This window comes from Pseudomonas gozinkensis (genome assembly GCF_014863585.1).
GTDB classification, from domain to species: domain Bacteria; phylum Pseudomonadota; class Gammaproteobacteria; order Pseudomonadales; family Pseudomonadaceae; genus Aquipseudomonas; species Aquipseudomonas gozinkensis.
This window is the reverse complement of record NZ_CP062253.1, coordinates 6,331,254-6,354,788: the sequence shown is the minus strand read 5'-3', so window position 1 is coordinate 6,354,788 and position 23,535 is coordinate 6,331,254. Positions and strand designations below refer to the sequence as shown.

Sequence of the window (23,535 nt, the reverse complement as noted above, 5' to 3'; positions counted from 1 at the left end):
GCCTCATCGCTGGCAAGCCAGCTCCCACAGTAGTGGTGGTGTTCACAAAGTCAGTGTCCACCACCGACCTTGTGGGAGCTGGCTTGCCAGCGATGGCGGCCTCAAGGACGCTACAAAATCATCAAACCAATTCTTTAAGCCGATGCCACAACATCCCCAACGCCAGCAGCGGCGAGCGCAAATGCTTGCCGCCGGGGAAGGTGATGTGAGGCACTTTGGCGAACAGATCGAAGCCGCCGCTGTGCTGACCGCTGATGGCCTCGGCCAGCAATTTGCCCGCCAGGTGCGTGGCATTCACGCCATGGCCAGAATAAGCCTGGGCGTAATACACGTTCGGCTGCTCGGCGAGTCGGCCAATCTGCGGCAGGCGGTTGGCACCGATGCCGATCATCCCGCCCCACTGATAATCGATCTTCACCGAGGCCAGTTGCGGGAACACCTCCAGCATCTTCGGCCGCATGTACTTTCCTATGTCCTTCGGATCACGCCCCGAGTAATGGCAGGCGCCGCCGAACAACAGGCGACGGTCCGCCGAGAGCCGGTAGTAATCCAGTGCCACCCGCTGGTCGCAGACCGCCATGTTCTGTGGCAACAGGTTGTGGGCCTGCTCTTCGCTCAGCGGTTCGGTGGCGATGATGTAGCTGCCGGCCGGCAGCACCTTGCCGCTGAGTTGCGGATTCAGATCGTTGAGATAGGCATTGCAGCCGAGCACCAGGGTTTTCGCCCGCACCGAGCCTTGCGCCGTGTGCACCCGGACTTCGGGGCCGTAATCGATGCGGGTGACCGCTGATTGCTCGAACAGCTTCACCCCCAGTTGCTGTGCCGCTGCGGCTTCGCCCAATGCCAGGTTCAACGGGTGCAAATGACCGGAACCCATGTCGATCAGCCCGCCGACGTAGCGTTTGGAACCGACCACGGTGTGCATCTCGTTCGCTTGCAGCAGGCGGGTTTCGTAGCGGTAACCGAGGCCGCGCAGTTCTTCGGCGTCTTCGGCAAAACCTTCAAGATCGGAAGGCTTGTTGGCGAGGTCGCAGTAACCCCAGGTCAGGTCGCAGGGGATCTGAAATTTTTCGACGCGCTGGCGGACGATTTCCACCGCTTCCAGGCCCATGAGTTTCATCTGACGTACGCCGTCGGTGCCGATCACGTTGGCGAACTGATCGAGGCCGTGACCGACCCCGCGAATCAGTTGTCCGCCGTTGCGGCCGCTGGCACCCCAACCGATCCGGTGCGCCTCCAGCAGCACGACACTCAAACCCCGTTCAGCCAATTCCAGCGCCGTGTTCAGCCCGGAGAAACCGCCACCGACCACGCACACGTCCGCGATCAGTTCACCTTGCAGCACCGGATGGTCGGGTTGCGGCAGGCGGCTGGCGGCGTAATAAGAGGCAACGTGGGGTTGGCTCGCGGTGGCTTGGGCGCGGGCATTCATGGGCGTCATCCTGAGCGGGTGTCGAGAAAATTTGACGGAGCATAAGCCGCAGGCCCGAGGGCGGGCAACATTGGTCGGCCCGTGGTGTCTGGATCACGGCTTTTGCGGCACAATTGCCGCCTATTTCGCTCCGGTTACCCCTGCAATGAGCTGCAACAGTCAGAAAATCCGCACCCTGCGCCAGCAGATTCCCACGTTCGAGTGCGTGCCGGGCTGCCATGACTGCTGCGGGCCGGTGACCACCTCGCCCGAGGAAATGTCCCGCCTGCCGCGCAAGACCCGCGCCGAGCAGGACGCGGCCCTGGAAGAACTCAACTGTGTGCACCTGGGACCGAACGGCTGCACGGTGTATGACGAGCGGCCACTGATCTGCCGGTTGTTCGGAACGACGCAAACCTTGCCATGCCCCAACGGTCGGCGGCCGGTAGAGTTGATTCATCCGCGAGTGGAGAAGCAGATATTCGAGTACATGGCCGAGAACCGCCAGGTGCTGGTCTAACCCCGATCGTTCCCACGCTCTGCGTGGGAATGTCTCAACGGACGCTCCGCGTTCGGCTGTTGGGACGCAGAGCGTCCCTTGCTGCATTCCCACGCGGACGGTTCGACGCCTCGACGTGGGAACGATCCAGTGGGCAGGTGCTGGCCTGAACGATCAGTCCGGAATCGGCAGGCTCAGACTCTCTTTCACTTCTTCCATCACGATGTAGCTTTTGGATTCGCGCACGTGCGGCAGCTTGAGCAGGATGTCGCCCAGTAGCTTGCGGTACGAAGCCATCTCGGAAATCCGCGCCTTCACCAGATAGTCGAAGTCCCCCGACACCAGGTGGCATTCGAGCACGTGGGGCAGTTTCAGCACCGCACGTCGGAACTCCTCGAAAGTATCGCCGGATTTGTAGTCGAGACTGATCTCGACGAACACCAGCAGACTACCCTTCAAGTGCTGCGGATTCAGGCGGGCGTTGTAGCCCATGATGATCCCCTCGCGCTCCAGACGCCGCACCCGCTCTGTGCACGGCGTGGTGGAGAGCCCGACCTTCTCGCCCAGTTCGGTGAATGAAATCCGCCCGTCCGCCTGCAGGATCCGCAAGATGTTGCGGTCGATCTTGTCCAGCTCACGTTTGGTCTGAGTGTTGGTACGCATAGGGGATGCGCCTCCGTGAAAAGGGTTTTTGCCGAGAATTGTCGCCAAATATAGGCGCTTATACAGTGAAAAGCACTGGCAAATCTTTTTTACACTGCGCGCATCATTGCTCTGACAACACACATGCGCGGCACGCCGCGATGAGGGATACAAAAATGCGCGTTATGGTCTTGGGTAGCGGCGTCATCGGTACCGCCAGTGCTTACTATCTGGCCCGTGCCGGGTTTGAAGTGGTGGTGGTCGACCGGCAGCCCGCCGCGGCCATGGAGACCAGTTTCGCCAACGCCGGCCAGGTCTCGCCGGGCTACGCCTCGCCGTGGGCCGCGCCGGGCGTACCCCTCAAAGCCATCAAGTGGTTGCTGCAACGCCACGCGCCGCTGGCGATCAAGGCCACCGCCGACATCGACCAGTACCTGTGGATGGCGCAGATGCTGCGCAACTGCACCGCCAACCGTTACGCGGTGAACAAGGAGCGCATGGTCCGGCTGTCCGAGTACAGCCGCGACTGTCTCGACGAATTGCGCGCCGAAACCGGCATCGCCTACGAAGGCCGCAGCCTGGGCACCACCCAGCTGTTCCGCACTCAGGCTCAGCTTGATGGCGCCGCCAAGGACATCGCCGTCCTGAAAGAGTCCGGTGTGCCGTTCGAAGTCCTCGACCGCGCCGGCATTGCCCGCGTCGAGCCGGCCCTGGCCAGCGTTACCGACATCCTCGCTGGTGCCTTGCGCCTGCCGAACGACCAGACCGGCGACTGCCAGATCTTCACCACCCGCCTTGCCGAAATGGCCGTGAACCTGGGTGTGGAATTCCGCTTCGGCCAGGACATCCAGCGTCTCGACTTCGCCGGTGACCGCATCAACGGCGTGTGGATCGACGGCAAGCTGGAAACCGCCGACCGCTACGTATTGGCTCTCGGCAGCTACTCGCCGCAACTGCTCAAGCCGCTGGGCATCAAGGCCCCGGTATACCCGTTGAAGGGCTACTCGCTGACCGTGCCGATCACCAACCCGGCCATGGCTCCGACTTCGACCATCCTCGACGAGACCTACAAGGTCGCGATCACCCGTTTCGACAACCGCATCCGCGTCGGCGGCATGGCGGAGATCGCCGGTTTTGACCTTTCGCTGAACCCGCGTCGGCGCGAAACCCTGGAGATGATCGTCAACGACCTTTATCCTCAGGGCGGCAATCTTGCCGAGGCGAGCTTCTGGACCGGCCTGCGTCCAACCACCCCGGATGGCACGCCGATTGTCGGCGCCACGCCGTTCAAGAACCTGTTCCTGAACACCGGTCACGGCACCCTCGGCTGGACCATGGCGTGCGGCTCCGGTCGCTTGCTGGCTGACCTGATGGCGAAGAAAAAGCCGCAGATCAGCGCCGAAGGCCTCGATATTTCCCGTTATGGCAACACCACCCAGGAGTCCGCAAAGCATGGCAATCCAGCGCCAGCTCACCAATGAGCGCATGAGTCAGATCGTCAGCCACAACGGTACGGTGTATCTGTCCGGGCAGGTCGGCGATGACTTCAACGCCGGTGTCGAACAGCAGACCCGCGACGTACTCGCCAATATCGAGCGCCTGCTCGATCTGGCCGGCACCGACAAACAGCATCTGCTGTCGGCGACGATCTACCTGAACGACATCGAGGCGCACTTTGCCGGGATGAATTCGGTGTGGGACCAGTGGCTGCCCAAAGGCGCCGCGCCGGCCCGTGCCACCGTCGAAGCGAAGATGGCCAAGCCGAGCATCCTGGTCGAGATCTCCATCGTCGCCGCGTTGCCGTAACCCGTTGTAAAGATCCCTCTCCCGGTGCTGTTGGTGGTTCACGCCGTCAGCCAGCACCGGTTTTTATTCCCATGACCGCCAAGAAGTCTGCTGCCATGCGTCCTGCCCGTGCCCTGATCGACCTTCAAGCCCTGCGTCACAACTACCGTATCGCCCGTGAAGTCACCGGTGCCAAGGCACTGGCGGTGATCAAGGCCGATGCCTACGGCCATGGCGCAGTGCGTTGCGCCCAGGCGCTGGAGGCTGAAGCGGACGGCTTCGCGGTGGCGTGCATCGAAGAAGCCCTGGAGCTGCGTGCCGCCGGGATTCGCGCGCCGGTGCTGCTGCTCGAAGGCTTTTTCGAGGCTGATGAGCTGGCGCTGATCGTCGAGCACGATTTCTGGTGCGTGGTGCATTCGCTGTGGCAGCTCGAAGCGATCGAGCAGGCGGCGTTGAGCAAACCGATCACCGTGTGGCTGAAGCTCGATTCGGGCATGCACCGGGTGGGCCTGCACCCGAAGGATTACCCGGCGGCTTACCAGCGTCTGCTGGCCAGCGGCAAAGTGGCGAAAGTCGTGCTGATGAGCCACTTCGCCCGGGCCGATGAGCTGCATGAGCAGAGCAGCGCCGATCAGGTTGCGGTGTTCGAAGCCGCGCGTCAGGGCCTGGCGGCCGAAGTCAGCCTGCGCAACTCGCCGGCTGTGCTGGGCTGGCCGCAGATTCACAGCGACTGGGTGCGCCCGGGCATCATGCTTTACGGCGCTACCCCGTTCGAAGAAGCCAACGCCGTGGCCGAGCGGCTGCAACCGGTGATGACGCTGGAGTCGAAAGTCATCAGCGTGCGCGAACTGCCGGCCGGCGAACCGGTGGGCTACGGCGCCAGATTCATCACCGACAAACCGATGCGCATCGGCGTGGTTGCCATGGGTTACGCCGACGGTTATCCGCGTCAGGCGCCGACCGGCACTCCGGTGCTGGTTGCCGGCCAGCGCAGCCGTATTCTTGGCCGGGTGTCGATGGACATGCTGTGCATCGACCTGACCGACGTGCCGCAAGCCGGCCTCGGTTCGACCGTCGAGTTGTGGGGCAAGAACATCCTCGCCAGCGACGTGGCGAAGTGGGCGGACACCATTCCGTACCAGATCTTCTGCAACCTGCGTCGAGTGCCAAGGCTCTATTCCGAGGCTTGAGGGCGCTACGGAGCTCGAGTGTTGTAAATACTGAACGCTGTCGCCATGATAACGCTCAATATTTCTACAACACTCTGGAGGCTCCAGCCTTGGACGTCGGTGAACGACTGCAATCGATCCGCAAGCTCAAAGGGCTTTCCCAGCGTGAACTCGCCAAGCGTGCGGGCGTCACCAACAGCACTATTTCGATGATCGAAAAGAACAGCGTCAGCCCTTCGATCAGTTCGCTGAGGAAGGTGCTGGGCGGAATTCCCATGTCCATGGTCGAGTTCTTTTCCGAAGAGATCCTGCAGGAAAAACCGACCCAGATCGTCTACAAGGCCAACGAGCTGATCGACATTTCCGATGGCGCCGTGACCATGAAACTGGTCGGCCGCGCGCACCCGAGCCGGGCCATCGCGTTCCTCAATGAAATCTACCCGCCGGGCGCCGACACCGGCGAAGAAATGCTCACCCACGACGGCGAGGAAACCGGGATTCTGGTGGAAGGCCGCCTGGAGCTGGTAGTGGGCCTTGAAACTTTTATCCTCGAAGCCGGCGACAGCTACTATTTTGAAAGTACCAAGCCGCATCGTTTCCGTAATCCGTTCGATGCACCGGCGCGACTAATCAGCGCAGCCACGCCGGCGAATTTTTAAACCGAGAGACGCCAGGCCAGTGTGGCAAAGGTGTCCGAACTGTTTGACCGATGCGCAATAAGACCCCTTTAACTTTGGGGTTGTTTCAGTGTGGCGGGCTAACCGCTATACTTGCGCCCGCCTGCGAACCGTGGCCGCAGGCGTGAATAGCCACCATTGAGGGTGAACGCGTGAATCTAATTATGAAAATGCTGGCTGCACCAGCAACCGTACTGGCCCTCTGGGCTGTCAGCGCTCAAGCTGCGACGAATGACGACATTGCCAAGCGCCTCGAGCCAGTCGGCCAGGTGTGTGTTCAAGGGCAAGAGTGCAAGGGGATGGAAGTCGCTGCTTCGGCAGGCGGCGGTGGCGGCGCCAAGACACCGGACGAAGTGATTGCCAAACATTGCAACGCTTGCCACGGCTCCGGCCTGTTGGGCGCACCGAAAATCGGTGACGCCGCAGCCTGGAAAGAGCGCGCCGATCACCAGGGCGGCCTCGACGGCATCCTGGCCAAGGCCATCACCGGCATCAACTCGATGCCGCCGAAAGGCACCTGCGCCGATTGCTCCGATGAAGAGCTCAAGGGCGCCATTCAGAAGATGTCCGGCCTGAAGTAAGCCGCGCTTCTGACGAAAAAAACCGTCTCCGGACGGTTTTTTTGTGCCCGCAATCCAGGCCTGAGGCTGTTCTTTGCAGCAAACAACCGGCAATCTCGGTCGTACCTCTATTCACGGAACGGGCAGGAGGCTTCAGATGGTGCAGTTGTGTTCGATCGAACAGGCAGTGGACGACGTGCTGGCGCGGTTGCCGGCGCACATCCACATGGGCCTGCCGCTGGGGCTGGGCAAACCCAATCCCTTCGTCAACGCGCTGTACCGGCGGGTTGCCGGATTGCCCGAACGGCAACTGACGATCTACACCGCCCTGTGCCTCGGCCGTCCGGCCCTGGGCGATGGTTTGCAGAAGCGCTTCATCGAACCCTTTGTCGAGCGGGTGTTCGGTGATTACCCGGAGCTGGAATTTCTCGCCGACCTGCACCGCGACAGCCTGCCCATCAATATCCGTATCGAGCAATTCTTCATGCAGCCCGGCAGCCTGCTCAACAGTGCGCCGGCCCAGCAGGATTACGTCAGCAGCAACTACAGCCACGCCGCCCGTGACATCAATGCCGCCGGCCTGAACCTGGTGGCGCAGTTGCTCGCCAGCAGCAGCGAACACCCGGATCGCCTGAGCCTGAGCTGCAACCCGGACATCACCCTCGACCTGTTCCCGATGATCGCCAAACGCCGGGCGGCGGGGGAGACCATTCTGCTGGTCGGTCAGGTGCACACCGAATTGCCGTATATGCCCGGCGACGCCGAAGTCGACATCGACACCTTCGACCTGCTGATTGACGAGAAGGACAGCAGCACGCTGTTTTCCACGCCGAACATGCCCGTCGGGTTTCAGGATCACTTCATCGGTTTGCACGCCAGTACGCTGGTGCGCGATGGCGGCACCTTGCAGATCGGCATCGGTTCGATGGGCGATGCGCTGACCGCTGCGTTGCTGGCGCGTCAGGCTGACAACGCCGGATATCAGGACTTGCTGGCCGATGTGAACCTCAGCCAGTGGGCGCAATTGATCGAACGCGAGGGCGGCATCGAGCCGTTCGCCAAGGGCCTGTACGGTTGCAGCGAAATGTTCGTCAACGGCCTGCTGGTGCTGGCCGAAGCCGGGATCATCCGGCGCAAGGTCTACCCGGATGTACAGACCCAGGAGCAGGCCAACGCCGGGACGCTCGACGAGGCGGCGCAAACCGACGGTCTGTCGATCCACGGTGGTTTCTTCCTTGGGCCGCGCAGTTTCTATGAGCGCTTGCGTGAGTTACCGCTAAGTAAACGCCTTGAGTTCAACATGACCCGCATCAGCTACATCAACGAGCTGTACGGTCAGGAAGAGCTCAAGCGCCTGCAACGTCTCGATGCGCGGTTCATCAACACCGTGTTCACCATGACCCTGCTGGGTGCGGGGGTGGCGGATCAGCTGGAAGACGGGCGGGTGCTCAGCGGCGTCGGCGGGCAATACAACTTCGTTGCCCAGGGCCATGCGCTGCACGATGCGCGGTCGATTCTGCTGCTGCGCAGCTGGCGTGAATCCGGCGGAGATGTCAGTTCGAACATTGTCTGGGAGTACGGCCATTGCACGATTCCACGGCATCTGCGCGACATCGTGGTAACGGAGTACGGCATCGCCGATCTACGCGGCAAGCCGGATGCGGTGGTGATCGAAGCGCTGCTCAATATCAGCGACTCACGCTTCCAGCAGGGCCTGATCGAACAGGCGCAGAAGGTCGGCAAACTGCCGAAGGATTTCCGTCTCGATCCGCGCTTTGCCGACAACACTCCGCAACGCTTGCAGGCGATTGCCACACGGCATCCAAACCTGTTTCCGGAGTATCCGCTGGGCTGCGATTTCACTGAGGTCGAGAAGGATCTGTTGCGGGCGCTGAACTGGCTCAAGAGCAAATTCAAGCTGACGGAGATTCTGGATCTGGGCAAGGCGGCGCTGGACGCGCCAGAGGCTTCGACTTTTCCCGAGCATCTTGAGCGGATGCAACTTACGAACCCGGAAGGCCTGAAGGAGGATTTGTATCAGCGGTTGCTGCTAACTGGCCTGAAGGCCACCGCGCAGTAACAGCCACATAAAACACTGTGGGAGCGAGCTTGCTCGCGATGGCGGCCTGACAGCCAACACGATGTTGAATGTAGTGGCCTCATCGCGAGCAAGCTCGCTCCCACAGGTATTGCGGTGTGTTTGAAATCTTCAGTGATTACTCGATGAAAGTAACCACGCCATCCTTCAGCGACTTCACGCGAGCCAGCGACTCGACGCGGTAACCCTGCGAATCCAGCTCCGCGCGGCCGCCCTGGAACGATTTCTCGATCACGATGCCCAGGCCCGCGACGGTGGCGCCGGCCTGCTTGATGATCGAGATCAGCGCCTGGGACGCCTTACCGTTGGCCAGGAAGTCGTCGATGATCAGCACGCGGTCGCTGCTGGTCAGGTGACGCGGGGAGATGGCCACGGTGCTTTCGGTCTTCTTGGTGAACGAGTAAACGGTCGCCGACAGCAGGTTTTCAGTCAGGGTCAGGGACTGTTGCTTGCGGGCGAAGATCACCGGCACGCCGAGGTTCAGACCGGTCATGATCGCCGGGGCGATGCCCGAGGCTTCGATGGTGACGATCTTGGTGATGCCCGAATCCTTGAACAGCGTGGCGAATTCGTCGCCGATCAGCTTCATCAGGGCCGGGTCGATCTGGTGGTTCAGGAAGGCGTCGACCTTCAGGACCTGGTCGGAAAGCACAATGCCTAGTTCGCGGATTTTCTGGTGCAGGGCTTCCATGAAGCTGTCCTCTGTTGGCGCCTTGTGCGCCCTAAGGTTTTAAAAAAAGTGGTCAATTCTAGCGCTTTAACATCGCGCGTATATCAGCCAATGCGCTGTTGCCCCGCACGGCTTTGACTTCGGTCGGTGTGTCGTCGTTGCCTTCCCAGGCCAGGTCGTCCGGCGGCAGCTCATCGAGGAAGCGGCTTGGCGCGCAGTCGATGATCTCGCCGTACTGTTTGCGCTTGGCAGCGAAGGTAAACGCGAGGGTCTGGCGCGCGCGGGTGATGCCCACGTAGGCCAGGCGGCGTTCTTCTTCGATGGTGTCGGCTTCGATGCTGGAACGGTGCGGGAGGATTTCTTCTTCCATGCCCATGATGAACACGTAGGGGAATTCCAGGCCCTTGGACGCATGCAGGGTCATCATCTGCACGCCTTCGGCGCCGTCCTCTTCTTCCTGCTGACGTTCCAGCATGTCACGCAGAACGAGTTTGCCGATGGCGTCCTCGACGGTCATTTCGCCGTCTTCGTCTTTTTCCAGGGTGTTCTTCAAGGCTTCGATCAGGAACCAGACGTTGCTCATCCGGTAATCGGCAGCCTTGTCGCTGGAACTGTTGGTGCGCAGCCAGTTCTCGTAGTCGATGTCCATGACCATGCTGCGCAGGGCGGAGATCGGGTCTTCGCCGGCGCACTGCTCGCGGACCTTGTCCATGAAGCGCTTGAAGCGCGACAGGCGATCGGTGAAGCGGCTGTCCAGATGCTCGCCCAGGCCGAGTTCGTCGGTGGCGGCGTACATCGAGATCTTGCGTTCGGTGGCGTAGTTGCCAAGTTTTTCCAGGGTCGTCGAGCCGATTTCCCGGCGCGGCACGTTGATCACCCGCAGGAAGGCATTGTCGTCGTCCGGGTTCACGATCAGGCGGAAGTAGGCCATCAGGTCTTTCACTTCCTGGCGGCCGAAGAAACTGTTGCCGCCGCTCAGACGGTACGGCACCTGATGGTGCTGCAGTTTCAGCTCGATCAGCTTGGCCTGGTAGTTGCCGCGATAGAGGATCGCGAAATCGCTGTACGGACGGTCGGTGCGCAAGTGCAGGCTGAGGATTTCCATCGCCACGCGCTCGGCTTCGGCGTCCTCGTTGCGGCAGCGGATCACGCGGATCTCGTCGCCGTGGCCCATTTCACTCCACAGCTGCTTTTCGAATTCGTGAGGATTGTTCGAGATCAGCACGTTGGCGCAGCGCAGGATGCGGCTGGTGGAGCGGTAGTTCTGCTCCAGCATCACCACTTTCAGGGACGGATAGTCGTCCTTGAGCAGCATCAGGTTTTCCGGCCGCGCACCGCGCCAGGCGTAGATCGACTGATCGTCGTCGCCCACCACGGTGAACTGGTTACGCTTGCCGATGAGCATTTTCACCAGCAGGTACTGGCTGGCGTTGGTGTCCTGGTATTCGTCGACCAGCAGGTAACGCACCTTGTTCTGCCACTTTTCGAGGATGTCGGCGTGCTCTTCGAAGAGCTTTACCGGCAGCAGGATCAGGTCGTCGAAGTCCACCGCGTTGAACGCCTTGAGCGTGCGCTGGTAGTGGGTGTAGACGATGGCGGCGGTCTGCTCCTTGGGGTTGCGGGCGTTTTCCAGGGCCTGGGCCGGCAGGATCAGATCGTTTTTTCCAGGCGCCGATCATGTTCTTGATCTCGTCGACGCCGTCGTCGCCTGCGTATTCCTTCTGCATGATGTCAGTCATCAGCGACTTGACGTCGGTTTCGTCGAAAATCGAGAAACCGGGTTTGTAGCCCAGCCGTTCATGTTCCTTGCGGATGATGTTCAGGCCCAGGTTGTGGAAGGTGCAGACCGTCAGGCCGCGACCTTCGCCGGCCCGCAGCAGGGTGCCGACCCGTTCCTTCATCTCGCGCGCGGCCTTGTTGGTGAAGGTCATGGCGACGATGTACTGGGCACGGATGCCGCAGTTCTGGATCAGGTGCGCGATTTTGCGCGTGATCACGCTGGTCTTGCCGGAGCCAGCGCCGGCGAGCACCAATAGAGGGCCGCCGACGTAGTTCACGGCTTCTTGCTGCCGGGGATTGAGTCGGGACATACGAAAATTCGGGAGTCGTTGACGAAATGGGCCGGCATTTTAACAGGCTCAGCGATTTGTGCTGCTCTCTCCGACTTGTGACGCAGCACGCGATTCAAATTTGCCGGTTTTGTTACTTTCACGCAGGATGCGCGGTGATTTTGCGGCTAATGTTCTCATTCGTGACACAAAATAACGTTTTGATAACCGTTGTCGTTTGGTCATTGGTAGCCGCAACGGCATAATGCCCGCCGCCCACATCATTGCAGAGTCTAGGGAGTCAGCTTGACTACGCCTGTCGAACCCTTGCGTTTGCTGCTACTGGCCGAAGAGCCAGCGTGGACAGCGTTATTGCGCGAGTGTCTGGCTCCGTTGGGGAGTGCGGCGGTGCTGATCAGCGCGCCCAGCTGGGAGTCGGTCAGCAGCCTGTTCGAAGACAACCGCCACGCGGTGTTGTTGACCGTTCCCGCGTTGCAGCCGGCGCCCGGCCGTTGCAGCCTGCCGACGGTATTGCTTCTGGAACACGAACCGGCGACCGCGCCCGACGGCGTCAGCGACTGGCTGGTATTCGATGCCCTCGATGCCGGCATGCTCCGGCGTTGCCTGCGGCATGTACGCGAACGCGGCGTGCTGGAAAACACCCTGCAACGCCTGGCCGAACAGGATCCGCTGACCGGCATCGCCAACCGTCAGGGTTTCCAGACCCTGCTCACGGCGCGCCTCGCCGAAAATGACGGCCGCGGCCTGGCCCTCGGGCATCTGGATCTCGACAACTTCCGCCACGCCAACGACGCCCTCGGCCACCAGGCCGGCGATCGCCTGATCCTGCAAGTGGTCGCACGGCTGAAAAGTCAGCTGGAAGTCGGCGATCAGCTGGCGCGCCTGGGCAGCGACGAGTTCGCTCTGCTGATCGACACCCGCCGCGCCCCGCAACGGGCCGAATGGATGGCCGAACGCATCACCGAAGCTCTGGCTGAACCTTACTGGGTCGACGGCGAAAGCCTGTTGATTGGCTCCAGCCTCGGCATCGCCCATGCCCGAGCACAGGGCGGCGCCGATCCGCTGATGTGGCACGCGCACATCGCCATGCAGCAGGCCAAGAGCACTCAGGGCTGCACCTTTCACATCTTCAACGAACGAATCAACCGCAACGCGCGAAGCATGGCCGACCTCGAAAGCGAGCTGCGCCGGGCATTGCGTCGTGACGAGCTGGAGCTGCATTACCAGCCGCGCCTGAACCTGCAGGACGGCCAGATCGTCGGCCTCGAAGCGCTGGTGCGCTGGCGCCACAGTGAGCGCGGCCTGCTGCCACCGAGCGAATTCGTGCCGTTGGCCGAGCAGAGTGGCCTGATCGTGCCGTTGGGTTACTGGGTGATCTCCCGGGCCCTGCGTGACATGCAGGCATTGCGCGAGCGCGGTCTGCCGGCGCTGCACATGGCGATCAACCTGTCGTTCCGCCAGTTTCAGGACAGCCAGTTGCTGCCGACGCTCAGCCGTTTGATCGTCGAGCGCGGGGTCGAGGCGCAGTGGCTGGAATTCGAACTCACCGAAACCGCCGTGATGCGCCGCAGCGATCTGGTCAAGCAGACCATGGACGCCCTCGGTCGCCTTGGCGTGCGTTTCTCGCTGGATGATTTCGGCACCGGGTTTTCGTCGTTCGTGCACCTCAACAGCCTGCCGATCACCTTGCTGAAGATCGACAAGAGCTTCGTCGGCGGCATGGAGCAGCGCGAAGAGAACCGCAAACTGGTGCACGCGATGATCAACCTCGCGCACAACCTGCACCTGGAAGTGGTGGCCGAAGGCGTGGAAACGCGGGAGCAACTGGATCTGTTGCGCGGATTCGGCTGCGATCAGGTGCAGGGTTACCTGATCAGCAAGCCGTTGCCGTTGGCGGAGCTGGTTGATTACCTGGTGGCTGATGCCAGTCAGCCGCCGCTGGGTGTTGTGGTCTAGCCTCAAATCCCTGTGGGAGCGAGCTTGCTCGCGATGGCGGAGTAACAGTCGACTTATTAGTCACTGACACACCCTCATCGCGAGCAAGCTCGCTCCCACAGGGGAATCACTCGGCCTGAGCGATCTTGAAGCCTTGAGGTTGCGGTTCGAGCCGAATCATCCGCTTCATCTTCCATTCGAACGCCAGCGTCAGACTCACCGCCGCGCAGGCCAGCCCCAGCGCCAGGCCCCACCAGACGCCGGTCGGCCCCCAGTGCAGATGGAACGCCATCAGCCACGCCGCCGGCGCACCGATCAGCCAATAGCAACCGAGCCCGACCAGAAAGGTGGTCTTGGCATCCTTGAGTCCACGGATGCAGCCCATGGCAATCGTCTGCGTGCCGTCGAACAGTTCGAACCATGCCGCGACCGCCAACAGGCTCACCGCCAGACGAATCACTTCGGCAAACGCCGGGTCGTTGTGGTCGAGGAACAAACCGACCAGTTGATTCGGCAGCAGCCAGAACACCATGGCGAAGCACAGCATCGCCACCGCGCCAAACGCGATGCCGACCCGCCCGGACATCCGCGCATCGTTCAATTGCCCGGCGCCGTAATGCTGGCCGACGCGCATGGTGATCGCATATGACATGCCCGCCGGCACCATGAACGCCACCGAGACGATTTGCAGCGCGATCTGGTGCGCCGCCAGTTGGGTGCTGCCCATAGTGCCCATGCACAACGCCGCGAAGGCGAACAGTCCGACTTCCACCGCGTAGGTGCCGCCTATCGGCAGGCCCAGGCGCCAGAGTTCTTTCAGGTGCTGGCGGTTCGGTCGCGACAGGCCTTCACGCAGTGGGTAGGCGTCGTAGGCTGGATGCCGGCGAATGTGCCAGGCCAGCGCCAGTGCCATGCAGTTGGCGACGATTGCCGTGACCAGACCGATGCCTGTCAGCCCGAGTTTCGGCAGGCCGAACATGCCGGTGATCAACGCGTAATTGAGCAGGAAGTTGGCCACGGTGCCGGCGAGGCTGATGACCATCACCGGCGTTGCCCGGCCGATGGCGCTGGTGAAACCGCGCAGGGCCATGAAGCTCAGGTAGCCGGGCAGGGCGAAGGGCAGGGCGATCAGAAACTGCCCGGCGGCGTTGACGTTGGTTTCGGTCTGGCCGAACAGCAGCAGCACCGGTTTCAGATTCCACAGCAGCAGCCCGGCACCAAGCGCCATCAGCCACGCCAGCCACAATCCGGCCTGGGTCAGCTTGGCGGCGCCAATGATGTCGCCAGCGCCCTGACGAATCGCCACCAGGGTGCCGACCGCCGCAATCACGCCAATGCAGAAAATCGACACGAACGAATAGCTCGCCGCGCCCAGACCGCCACCGGCCAATGCTTCGGGGCTGAGGCGCGCCATCATCAGAGTGTCGGTCAGCACCATCAGCATGTGCGCCAACTGCGAGGCGATCAACGGCCCCGCCAGCCGCAGGATGGCCCAGAGTTCGGTACGCACAGGACGCTGCATGGTGTTCACATCCATATAAAGAGGGAGCAAGAGACCGTTGATTCTCGGGGTTTGGAGCGGGTTGCACAAAGGGATAAAAAGGATGGGTGGCATGATTAAAACTCATCCTGCCGCGATTCTGCTAAGTTGGCGCAATCCCGCCATTGGAGCGCTGTGCATGTCCCGTCGTCTTCCACCCTTGTATGCCCTGCGCGCATTCGAAGCGGCGGCACGCCACAGTTCGTTCACCCGGGCAGCGGAGGAGTTGTCGATCACTCAGAGTGCGGTGAGCCGGCACATCCGCACGCTCGAAGAGCACTTCGCCTGCCGCTTGTTCCACCGCAGCGGGCGCAACTTGCAACTGACCGAGTCGGCACGCCTGCTGCTGCCGGGCATCCGCGACGGTTTTGCCGCTCTGGAGCGAGCCTGCAATACCTTGCGCGCCGAAGATGACATCCTGCGCATGAAGGCCCCGTCGACCCTGACCATGCGCTGGCTGCTGGCGCGGCTCAGTCGCTTCCGCCATTTGCAGCCGGGCAACGAGGTGCAACTGACCAGCGCGTGGATGGATGTGGACTCGGTGGACTTCAACAACGAGCCCTTCGATTGCGCGGTGTTGCTCAGTGACGGGCATTTCCCGCCGGACTGGGAAGCCAGCCTGCTGTTTCCCGAGGAATTGATTCCGGTCGGCGCGCCGAACCTGCTCAACGATCAGCCCTGGGATGTTGCGCGACTGGCCAGTGCCGAACTGCTGCACCCGACGCCGGATCGCCGGGACTGGCGCAGTTGGCTGGAGCACATGGGGCTTTCGGACCAGGTGTCGCTCAAGGGCGGGCAGGTGTTCGATACCCTGGAACTGGGCATGATTGCAGCGGCCCGGGGCTACGGGGTCTCCATGGGCGATTTGTTGATGGTGGCCGAGGATGTCGCGCAAGGGCGGCTGAGCCTGCCATGGCCGACGGCGGTCGCCAGTGGACTGAATTATTACCTGGTGTGGCCAAAAAACCGTCCGGGAGGTGAACGTTTGCGCCGTCTCAGTGACTTCCTGCAAGGCGAAGTCCGCGCCATGGCGCTGCCGGCGGTCACGCGCTTGAGCTGAAACGTTCGAGCCTGCACAATGCCGGCCTTTCGCTATACCCCTGCTGATCGCTCAAGTATTCGGTTTTACCGCCGAATACGTGCATGTGGAACCGTCGTGCCGGTCTCCGCGATTCACCCCCACTATTAGAAAATTTCCGAGTCAGGATCAAGGAGGATCCCGGGGCTCGGCCAGGAGCTGTCCATGTCTCAACCTCGCGCTCGGATCGCCTCGCAGCTGGGCCTCGCGCTCGCCGTGATACTGGCGATTGTCATCAGTGGCAGTACGGTGTTCGCCCTGCGTTCGCTGGACACCGCCAACCTCGCTACCCGTGAAGAACACCTGGCCAGCGAGGCACGCCTGCTCGCCGATCAGTTGAGCACTTTCCACGGCACGCTGCGTGAAAGCACCCAGCGCCTGAGCGGGTTGTTCGAGAAGCGCTTCAGCGCAGGCCTGAGCATTCACCCGAGCGAGCCGGTCAACGTCGCCGGCACCCAGACCCCGGGCCTGCACCTGGGTAGCGAAGTGTTGAACAACAACTTCAAGGAAGTCGACGAGTTCAAACAGATGACGGCGGGTGTCGCCACGCTGTTCGTGCGCAGCGGTGAAGACTTCATTCGCGTCAGCACCTCCCTGAGCAAACAGGACGGCACCCGTGCCATCGGCACCGTGCTCGACCACGCCCACCCGGCTTATGCGAAGTTGATGGCGGGGCAGGGTTACGTCGGTCGCGCCTTGCTGTTCGATCGCTCCTACATGACTCAGTACACCCCGGTGCGTGACAGCAGCGGCAAGGTGATTGCGGTGTTGTTCGTCGGTTTCGATTACACCGACGCGCAGAACGCCCAGTTCGCCAATCTCAAGCGCTTCCGCATCGGCCAGACCGGCTCGCTGGCGCTGCTGGACGAAAAGAACCAGTGGCTGGTCGCACCGGCAGGCGTGCAGGCACTGGATCAGGCGGTTCCTGTGGTCAACGATCTGGCAAAAGCGCCGGGTAAAGGCCGGTTCTGGAGCGACAAGTCCGAAGACTTCTACAGCATCGCCGTGCCGTTCGAGGGTGGTCCGTGGTCGGTGGTGGCGAGCATGCCGAAAGCCGAGATCCGCGCGGTGACCTGGAGCGTTGGCACTCAACTGGCCATCGGCAGTCTGCTGGCGATGCTGCTGGCGGTCGGTTCCGTGGTCTGGTTGCTGCGTAGCAAACTGGCGCCGCTGGGCGATCTGGTTCGTCAGGCCGAAGCCTTGGGTGCCGGTGATCTGAGCGTGCGTCTGAGCGTGTCGAGCAATGACGAAATCGGTCAACTGGCCCGCGCGTTCAACCAGATGAGCCAGGCCCTGTCGACCATGGTCGAGCATATCCGCCGTGCTTCGGAAGAGGTCAACCGTCGGGCTCAAGCGCTGTCCGGTCTGTCCGGCGGCGCTTACGAGGGCATGGAGCAACAATCCGGGGAAATCACCAGCATGGCCGGCGCGGTAGAGGAATTCTCCGCCACCTCGCTGAACATTGCCGACAACATGGGCAACACCCAGCGTCTGGCCCAGGAAAACGCGCAGCAGACCCAGATCGGTCGCACCTCGATGGAAGAGGCGTCTTCCTCGCTGGAGCAAATTGCTGGCGCTTTGAACACCACCGCCACGGTCATCAACACTTTGGGTCAGCGTTCCCAGGAAATCGGCGGCATCGTCAGTGTGATCACCTCGATTGCCGAACAGACCAACCTGCTGGCGCTCAACGCCGCCATCGAAGCGGCCCGTGCGGGTGAGCAAGGTCGCGGTTTTGCCGTGGTGGCCGATGAAGTGCGCAATCTGGCGTCGCGCACTCGTCAGGCGACAGATGAAATCTCCGGCATGATCCACAGCATCCAGCAGGAAACCGGCAACGCCATCAGCACCATGGAGCAGGGCAACGTGCTGATGCAGGAAGGCCTGTCGCGCAACGCCAACGTGGCATCGGCGCTGGCGCGGATCGATGAGCAGAGCCGTTCGGCGGGGCAGCAGTTTGCCGCAATCACCACCGCGACCCAGGAGCAGAGCAGCACCGCGACCCTGTTGAGCAGTAACCTGCAGAGTATCGCGATGGCCAACAGCGAGCAGCGCGAAGTGGTGTCGAACCTGGCGATCACAGCCAAGGAGCTGGAAGGCCTGGCGGCCGACCTGCGCCAAGAGGTCGACCGCTTCCGTTGAGGTCTCTCTGAAACAGCTATCGCGAGCAGGCTCGCTCTCACAAAGGTTTCGCTGACTTTGTGGGCGCGAGCCTGCTCGCGATGGGGACAATCCTGATATCGGCACTTATTGAGTCGCCGGCCGATACTGCAACGCTTCAGCCAGATGTTCGCGACTGATATCCGCGCGCTTCTCCAGATCCGCCAACGTCCGCGCGACCTTGAGCAGCCGATGCGCCGAGCGCAGCGACAAGGTCAGTCTTTCGCAGGCCGTTTCCAGCCAGGTTTCATCAGCTGTGGATAACTTGCAGTGCTTCTTCAGTCCCGGCAAATCGAGAAACGCATTGGCGCAGCCCTGGCGTTTTTGCTGACGTTCGCGGGCTTCGGCGACCCGCGTGGCTGCGCTGGCGCTGTCCTCTCCCGGTTTTACCGCAGGGTTCAGTGCTGTCGCCTCTCGCGCCACCGTCAGGTGCAAATCGATCCGGTCCAGCAACGGCCCCGACAGTTTGTTGCGATAGCGCTGCACCATGTCCGGCGTGCATGAGCACTTGCCGCTCGGTTCGCCAAGATATCCACAGGGACAGGGATTCATCGCTGCCACTAGCTGGAATCTTGCGGGAAACCGCACGCGTTCCTTGGCACGGGCGATCACGATGCAGCCGGATTCCAGCGGTTCGCGCAGAACCTCAAGCACCTTGCGATCAAACTCGGGCAGCTCATCGAGAAACAGCACGCCGTGATGGGCGAGGGTGATTTCGCCGGGTTGCGGTTTTGAACTGCTGGGACAAAAAGTATTTGTTGAGAATATGCAGTGCTACAGGCCTGATTCCTTCGTGTTTTCACCAAGAATTAAATGAGGCAGTAGGCGGTAATAAGTGAGACTTAGCTCGAGAGTGGTGGAAATAGGTGAGACTTTCCTAATTCCAGTTTTTCTGAGCCAGCCACATCAGTGCGGAATGCTTGGGAGCGATAATTGTCCTGATCGACACTTGCCCGGCCCTCCTCCGTCATCTCATTCAGCATTGACTGCAAATACTGAAGCCTTCCTCCAGCGACCTTCGCCAAGCTGCCCCCATGCTACCCCAACAGCCTTATTGCCGATGAAGGGCAACGGTGGATTTGCCATTCTGTTCTACACTCAAAACCCCTTCTTTCTAAATGTGATTGTGTTCGGTTCGCGTCAGAGCAACCCAGAGTTCTGTGGAGCGCTCAAATGGACGTGATGCTTGACCTTTCGCAGGTCCGTTGCCCTTAAATGGGGGCAAATAGCGAGCCTCAGGTCAGAGAGCGCTGGGTAGCATCGTTGGCAAAATAGCCCATAGGTGCCCTATGTCCTCTACCGTCTACATGGGTCAGGAAATCTCTCAGACCCGAAAAAGCCGATCCATGACGCGCAGCCTCTCTGGTGTTTTTCCTTTCCGCGGACAGGGCATTTACTACGAGTCGGGGCTTGAGCGTGATTTCATCAGGATCTGGTCGCTCTCCCCGGAAGTCGTCGCACTTGTCGCGCAGCCGGTTCAAGTCCCGTTCACCGCTCACAATGGGCGTGCCTACATCCATACCCCGGATTTCTTCGTTCAGTTCGATGATGAGCTCAACCTGAAACCGTTACTGGTTGAGGTAAAGCCTCGGGAAGATTGGAAAGAGAACTGGCGGCTGTGGTTACCCAAGTGGAAAGCCGCGTGGCGTTTCGCCCGTGATCAGGGGTGGGAATTCCATATTTTCGACGAGTCTCGAATTCGGGGCACCCGGCTGAAGAACGTCGAGTTCTTACAGCGTTATCGGAATATGGCGCTGGATCCGAAACTGACGGAAGTCATTCTGGGAAAGCTTGCGATGATGCGACGGGCGCCATTCCATGCATTGCTGGCACTGCATTTTCATGGTCATGAAGCTATCGGCCGATCCCATCTCTGGCATCTGATTGCTACCGGCCAGGTTTGGACAGATCTGGACCAGGAGCTCGACGAGTTCTCTGTCATGAGGTGCCATGATGAGCGCTTCTGAGGTCCAGAGCCATGCGCTGAACCGGGCCGCCCTTAAGATCCAGGTAGGTGAGTTTGTACGCCATCATAAACACACCTACAAAATCGCGTTGCTGGTGGATTTCCACCATGTGCTTGGTCAGGACGTCGAGTCAGGCATTTCCAAACTGCTGCCTATCGCCGAGCTGAAAAGGCCTGAAGGAAAAAATGGGCGGGTGTATGCCAGCGGTCTCGATTTGGCGCGGATCGCGGATAAACAGTGGGCCATTGCCGAACAGCGCTACGCCATCATCGCCCCGCTTTTGGCCAAGGACATGCACGTGGAAGGCGCTGTGATCAAGCGTGCCAAGGACTGTGGCGTCAGTAAGGCAACGGTCTATCGATGGTTGTATGCCTATACGGAAGGTAGCCGTTTCTTGAGTCTGTTACCCCAGGCTCGAGGCTGGAAGAAAGGCAACTCACGCGTCTGCACCGAGGTGGAAGACATTATCGGTAATGTCATTCAAACGCTTTACCTGAGTACGCGACGCTACACGATCAAAGACGTACACGATGAAGTCGCCAAGATATGCCGGCTGCGCGGACTCCCGGCACCGTCCATTCCCACGGTCTCGTTACGCATCAAGAAGGTTCCGGCCAGGCAAGTGCTGAAGGCCAGGGGGTATGCAGACATCGCTTCCGACACTTATGAGGCGCGTCCCGGTAAGTATTCTGCCGACTACCCCTTGCACCGGATTCAGATCGACCACAGTCCGGCCGACGTGATGATTGTCGATGATGTACATCGCGTCTCCATCGGCCGTCCGTGGGTAACCATGGCCATCGATATGTACTCGCGCATGGTTGTGGGCTACTTCATATCCCTGGATGCGCCGTCGGCTGTATCGGTGGCCATGTGTCTGGTTCAGGCAATGCTGCCCAAGCATGAATGGCTCACCCACCATCAGGTTTCAGGTGAATGGCCTGTGTGGGGCTTACCGTATGAAATCCACAGCGACAACGGCCCTGACTTTAAAACCAAGAGCCTGATCATGGCCTGTACTGCCCACAACATCGAACGGCAGTTTCGCCCTCGCAAACGCCCTCATTGGGGTGGCCACATCGAGGCGTTGATGGAAGAGAACGCCAAGGTATTCAGCAAGCTGCAGGGCGCCACTCAGCGTAACCCTGACAGCCGTGGAGATGTCGACTCGGACAAAGAGGCGACCATGAGTTTTGATGCACTGGAGAAGTGGTTGGTGCACACCATTCTGATCTACAACAACAAGCCGCACAGCGGCATCTTGTTCAAACCTCCCATAGCCATGTGGAACCAGGCCTTCTGGGGTCCAAAAGCATTTTGCGGCATGCCACCGATTCCTGAGGATCCCCTGTCTCTGCAGCTGGATTTCCTGCCGTCTGAATACCGCACCATCCAAACCTATGGTGTCGAATGGGACGCGATGTATTACGCGGAGGCGCTTCGTCCATGGATTAATCAGATGGATCCCAAGACGGGCAAGAAAATGCAGTTCCTGTTTCGGCGGGATCTACGAGATATCAATTTCATCTGGTTCTTTGATCCGGGCCTCAATAGGTATTTCCGAGTGCCTCTGGCGGATGGACGGTTTGATAGTGTCTCCGTAGCGGAGTACGTCAAAACCAAGCGTGAACTGAAGAAAGAGAACTTGGCCTCGGTGGACAACGACACCATTCGCCAGCACATCGAAAAACGAAGACTTATTGAAGAGGAAGAGGCGGTTAAAACCAAAGCTGCTAGACGAAGCGCTCAGAAAACCAAGAACAACGCTAAGGGTAAGACCCCCGCGACGGTCTTTCTCGGTCAACAAGAGGACAGCCCGCCCAGGCCGCTACCGGCAATACCGGTCGAGGATGCATGGGGTGACGATGACGATGTTCCGCTGTATGGAGGTGTGGCATGAGCAACTACCCTCATCTACTTCAGGAGTTCAGGCCGATCATGGATCTCTGTGATGCGGAGCGCCTGGCCTTCATCAAGTCCCGCTGGATCGATTACGAGTTGTCAGAAACTCTGTTTGAGCAGTTGTACGCAAAGCTCTGCGGCCATCGGGATGTGCCGGACTTTTTCATCGTCGGCGAGTCCCGGATGGGCAAATCATCCCTGGTGGACAGGTTCATCGCCGTGCATGGGGCTGAGTACGTGAACGAGGATGGTTGCAGGGTTCGGCCGATCATCAAGGTCGAGGTCAGTAAGCCCAGTCTGCGGATGTTTTACTGCTCGATCCTCAACTGTTCCAACTCGCCCTTCAACCCCGACGCCAGTGAGATGAAGCTGCGCTACAAGGTGGAGAGCCTGCTGACCTCCAGCCAGACCAGGATGCTTATCATCGATGAAATTCAAACGATCGCCAATGGAACGTCGCGCCAGGTCGCTGACTTCATGAATGAGATCAAGTGTCTGACAAATACCCTGAAGCTGGCAGTCGTTGGTGTCGGCATGCCCAGCGCCAATAAGTTGCTCATGCTCGAGCGTCAGTACGCGGCGCGGTTTGTAACAGTGGAGCTTCCGGTGTGGGCGCCTTCTATTGGTTTCAGGCAACTGCTAAAGGGCTTTGAATCCTGGCTGCCGCTCAAGCAACCCTCCAATCTGGCGAGCAAGGAGACTGCGGCGCTTATTCTCAAACGAAGCCAAGGTATTACGGGCTACGTGGAAGAGATTCTTTTTCACAGTGCTCGAAAGGCTATCGAAACCGGGAAGGAAAAGATCGACCTCGAGCTGTTGGAGAAGTATCAATGGTCTCCCGATGTTTCTGGCATGAGGAAGTACGTCCGGTAGGTCAGCAATGGCCATGGGTGCCAGTGTTGCAGCGTGACGAATTGTTCTCCTCGTGGCTGATCCGGTGTGCTTTGTGCAACGCCTGCGACGCGCTGGAAATCGCCCATCACATCTGGCCGCAGCGTCGGATATGGACAGGAGATTGCGATTTGGGAATCTGCTCATTGTGCCTGGGCGGACTGCAGGAGCTTTCTGGTATTCCCTCCTCGGCGTTGATCCAATCTTCGTTGGTGCCAGTCTGCAGATTGATGGGGCTGAAACTGCCGCCTGTGGGCATCACGTCCTGGGTGCTTTCGCTGGGTGGGAGAAATCTGCGTCGAGCCGGTGGTTTGCAGTACTGCCCCTGCTGCTTTGCCGATTCTCCCTTCTACCGTCTTCAATGGCGCTTGGCGTGGTACACCTGCTGTCCTGACCATGGGGTAAAACTTCGCGACAGTTGCCCCCACTGCTCGGCGGTCGTATCACCTCATCGGCTTGATTACCGGGCCCGCGACCTTATG

Annotated in this window: 18 protein-coding genes and 2 pseudogenes; 14 read left to right on the top strand and 6 right to left on the bottom strand. The window is 60.4% G+C overall.

Going from position 1 to position 23,535, the window contains the following annotated elements:
- Positions 1-121: 121 nt before the first annotated feature.
- On the bottom strand, positions 122-1,432 hold the full coding sequence (locus tag IHQ43_RS28480; RefSeq protein ID WP_192562835.1) for an NAD(P)/FAD-dependent oxidoreductase: 1,311 nt from the start codon (positions 1,430-1,432) through the stop codon (positions 122-124).
- Positions 1,433-1,577: 145 nt separating this feature from the next.
- On the opposite strand from IHQ43_RS28480, the gene IHQ43_RS28475 reads away from it, so the two are divergent.
- Positions 1,578-1,931, top strand: coding sequence for a YkgJ family cysteine cluster protein (locus tag IHQ43_RS28475; RefSeq protein ID WP_192562834.1), 354 nt, complete (start codon positions 1,578-1,580; stop codon positions 1,929-1,931).
- A gap of 153 nt (positions 1,932-2,084) precedes the next feature.
- On the opposite strand, the gene IHQ43_RS28470 is transcribed toward IHQ43_RS28475, so the two are convergent.
- The gene (locus tag IHQ43_RS28470; RefSeq protein WP_003177284.1) at positions 2,085-2,573 is read right to left on the bottom strand and encodes an Lrp/AsnC ligand binding domain-containing protein; all 489 of its coding nucleotides are present in this window, start codon (positions 2,571-2,573) and stop codon (positions 2,085-2,087) included.
- A 155-nt stretch (positions 2,574-2,728) separates the two neighbouring features.
- Here IHQ43_RS28470 and dadA point away from each other — a divergent pair, with 155 nt between their 5' ends.
- The 6 genes from dadA (at position 2,729) to IHQ43_RS28440 (ending at position 8,823) form a co-directional block, all read left to right on the top strand.
- Complete coding sequence (gene dadA, locus IHQ43_RS28465) at positions 2,729-4,033, top strand: D-amino acid dehydrogenase (protein ID WP_192562833.1); 1,305 nt, start codon at positions 2,729-2,731, stop codon at positions 4,031-4,033.
- Positions 4,005-4,358, top strand: coding sequence for a RidA family protein (locus tag IHQ43_RS28460; RefSeq protein WP_039765240.1), 354 nt, complete (start codon positions 4,005-4,007; stop codon positions 4,356-4,358). Before dadA ends, IHQ43_RS28460 begins: the two co-directional genes overlap by 29 nt.
- Before the next feature lie 95 nt (positions 4,359-4,453).
- Complete coding sequence (gene alr, locus IHQ43_RS28455) at positions 4,454-5,527, top strand: alanine racemase (protein WP_192565071.1); 1,074 nt, start codon at positions 4,454-4,456, stop codon at positions 5,525-5,527.
- Between the two features lie 89 nt (positions 5,528-5,616).
- Positions 5,617-6,165 carry a cupin domain-containing protein gene (locus tag IHQ43_RS28450; RefSeq protein ID WP_192562832.1) on the top strand — a complete coding sequence of 183 codons (549 nt, stop codon included), beginning with the start codon at positions 5,617-5,619 and terminating at the stop codon, positions 6,163-6,165.
- A gap of 182 nt (positions 6,166-6,347) precedes the next feature.
- A complete protein-coding gene (locus IHQ43_RS28445; RefSeq protein WP_064600380.1) occupies positions 6,348-6,764 on the top strand; it encodes a c-type cytochrome in 417 nt (138 codons plus the stop codon).
- 136 nt (positions 6,765-6,900) lie between these two features.
- Complete coding sequence (locus tag IHQ43_RS28440) at positions 6,901-8,823, top strand: acetyl-CoA hydrolase/transferase family protein (protein ID WP_192562831.1); 1,923 nt, start codon at positions 6,901-6,903, stop codon at positions 8,821-8,823.
- 136 nt (positions 8,824-8,959) lie between these two features.
- Here the strand turns inward: IHQ43_RS28440 and IHQ43_RS28435 are convergent, their stop codons facing one another.
- Entirely contained in the window at positions 8,960-9,532 is a 573-nt protein-coding gene (locus IHQ43_RS28435) for a xanthine phosphoribosyltransferase (RefSeq protein WP_007954497.1), read from the bottom strand.
- A gap of 58 nt (positions 9,533-9,590) precedes the next feature.
- Positions 9,591-11,601, bottom strand: a pseudogene (gene rep / locus IHQ43_RS28430) (DNA helicase Rep).
- Positions 11,602-11,865: 264 nt separating this feature from the next.
- Between rep and IHQ43_RS28425 the strand changes: the two are divergent.
- Positions 11,866-13,536 carry a putative bifunctional diguanylate cyclase/phosphodiesterase gene (locus IHQ43_RS28425; protein WP_192562830.1) on the top strand — a complete coding sequence of 557 codons (1,671 nt, stop codon included), beginning with the start codon at positions 11,866-11,868 and terminating at the stop codon, positions 13,534-13,536.
- A 106-nt stretch (positions 13,537-13,642) separates the two neighbouring features.
- Here IHQ43_RS28425 and IHQ43_RS28420 read toward each other — a convergent pair whose 3' ends face one another.
- Positions 13,643-15,037 carry a NorM family multidrug efflux MATE transporter gene (locus tag IHQ43_RS28420; protein WP_192562829.1) on the bottom strand — a complete coding sequence of 465 codons (1,395 nt, stop codon included), beginning with the start codon at positions 15,035-15,037 and terminating at the stop codon, positions 13,643-13,645.
- 157 nt (positions 15,038-15,194) lie between these two features.
- Here IHQ43_RS28420 and IHQ43_RS28415 point away from each other — a divergent pair, with 157 nt between their 5' ends.
- Both IHQ43_RS28415 and IHQ43_RS28410 read left to right on the top strand, forming a co-directional pair.
- Entirely contained in the window at positions 15,195-16,115 is a 921-nt protein-coding gene (locus IHQ43_RS28415) for a LysR substrate-binding domain-containing protein (protein WP_192562828.1), read from the top strand.
- A 183-nt stretch (positions 16,116-16,298) separates the two neighbouring features.
- Positions 16,299-18,275 (top strand): methyl-accepting chemotaxis protein, encoded by a 1,977-nt coding sequence (locus IHQ43_RS28410; RefSeq protein WP_192562827.1) that lies wholly within the window; start codon positions 16,299-16,301, stop codon positions 18,273-18,275.
- A gap of 105 nt (positions 18,276-18,380) precedes the next feature.
- Here IHQ43_RS28410 and IHQ43_RS28405 read toward each other — a convergent pair whose 3' ends face one another.
- Entirely contained in the window at positions 18,381-19,061 is a 681-nt protein-coding gene (locus tag IHQ43_RS28405; protein WP_341829668.1) for an ATP-binding protein, read from the bottom strand.
- A 578-nt stretch (positions 19,062-19,639) separates the two neighbouring features.
- Here IHQ43_RS28405 and IHQ43_RS28400 point away from each other — a divergent pair.
- From IHQ43_RS28400 to IHQ43_RS29915, 4 genes and pseudogenes are all read left to right on the top strand, one after another.
- The gene (locus IHQ43_RS28400) at positions 19,640-20,260 is read left to right on the top strand and encodes a TnsA endonuclease N-terminal domain-containing protein (RefSeq protein WP_156523308.1); all 621 of its coding nucleotides are present in this window, start codon (positions 19,640-19,642) and stop codon (positions 20,258-20,260) included.
- The gene (locus IHQ43_RS28395; RefSeq protein ID WP_192562826.1) at positions 20,244-22,160 is read left to right on the top strand and encodes a DDE-type integrase/transposase/recombinase; all 1,917 of its coding nucleotides are present in this window, start codon (positions 20,244-20,246) and stop codon (positions 22,158-22,160) included. Before IHQ43_RS28400 ends, IHQ43_RS28395 begins: the two co-directional genes overlap by 17 nt.
- On the top strand, positions 22,157-23,035 hold the full coding sequence (locus IHQ43_RS28390; protein ID WP_064621093.1) for a TniB family NTP-binding protein: 879 nt from the start codon (positions 22,157-22,159) through the stop codon (positions 23,033-23,035). Before IHQ43_RS28395 ends, IHQ43_RS28390 begins: the two co-directional genes overlap by 4 nt.
- Positions 22,993-23,451, top strand: a pseudogene (locus tag IHQ43_RS29915) (TniQ family protein); the annotation flags it as partial. The gene IHQ43_RS28390 and the pseudogene IHQ43_RS29915, both read left to right, overlap by 43 nt.
- Positions 23,452-23,535: the final 84 nt, after the last annotated feature.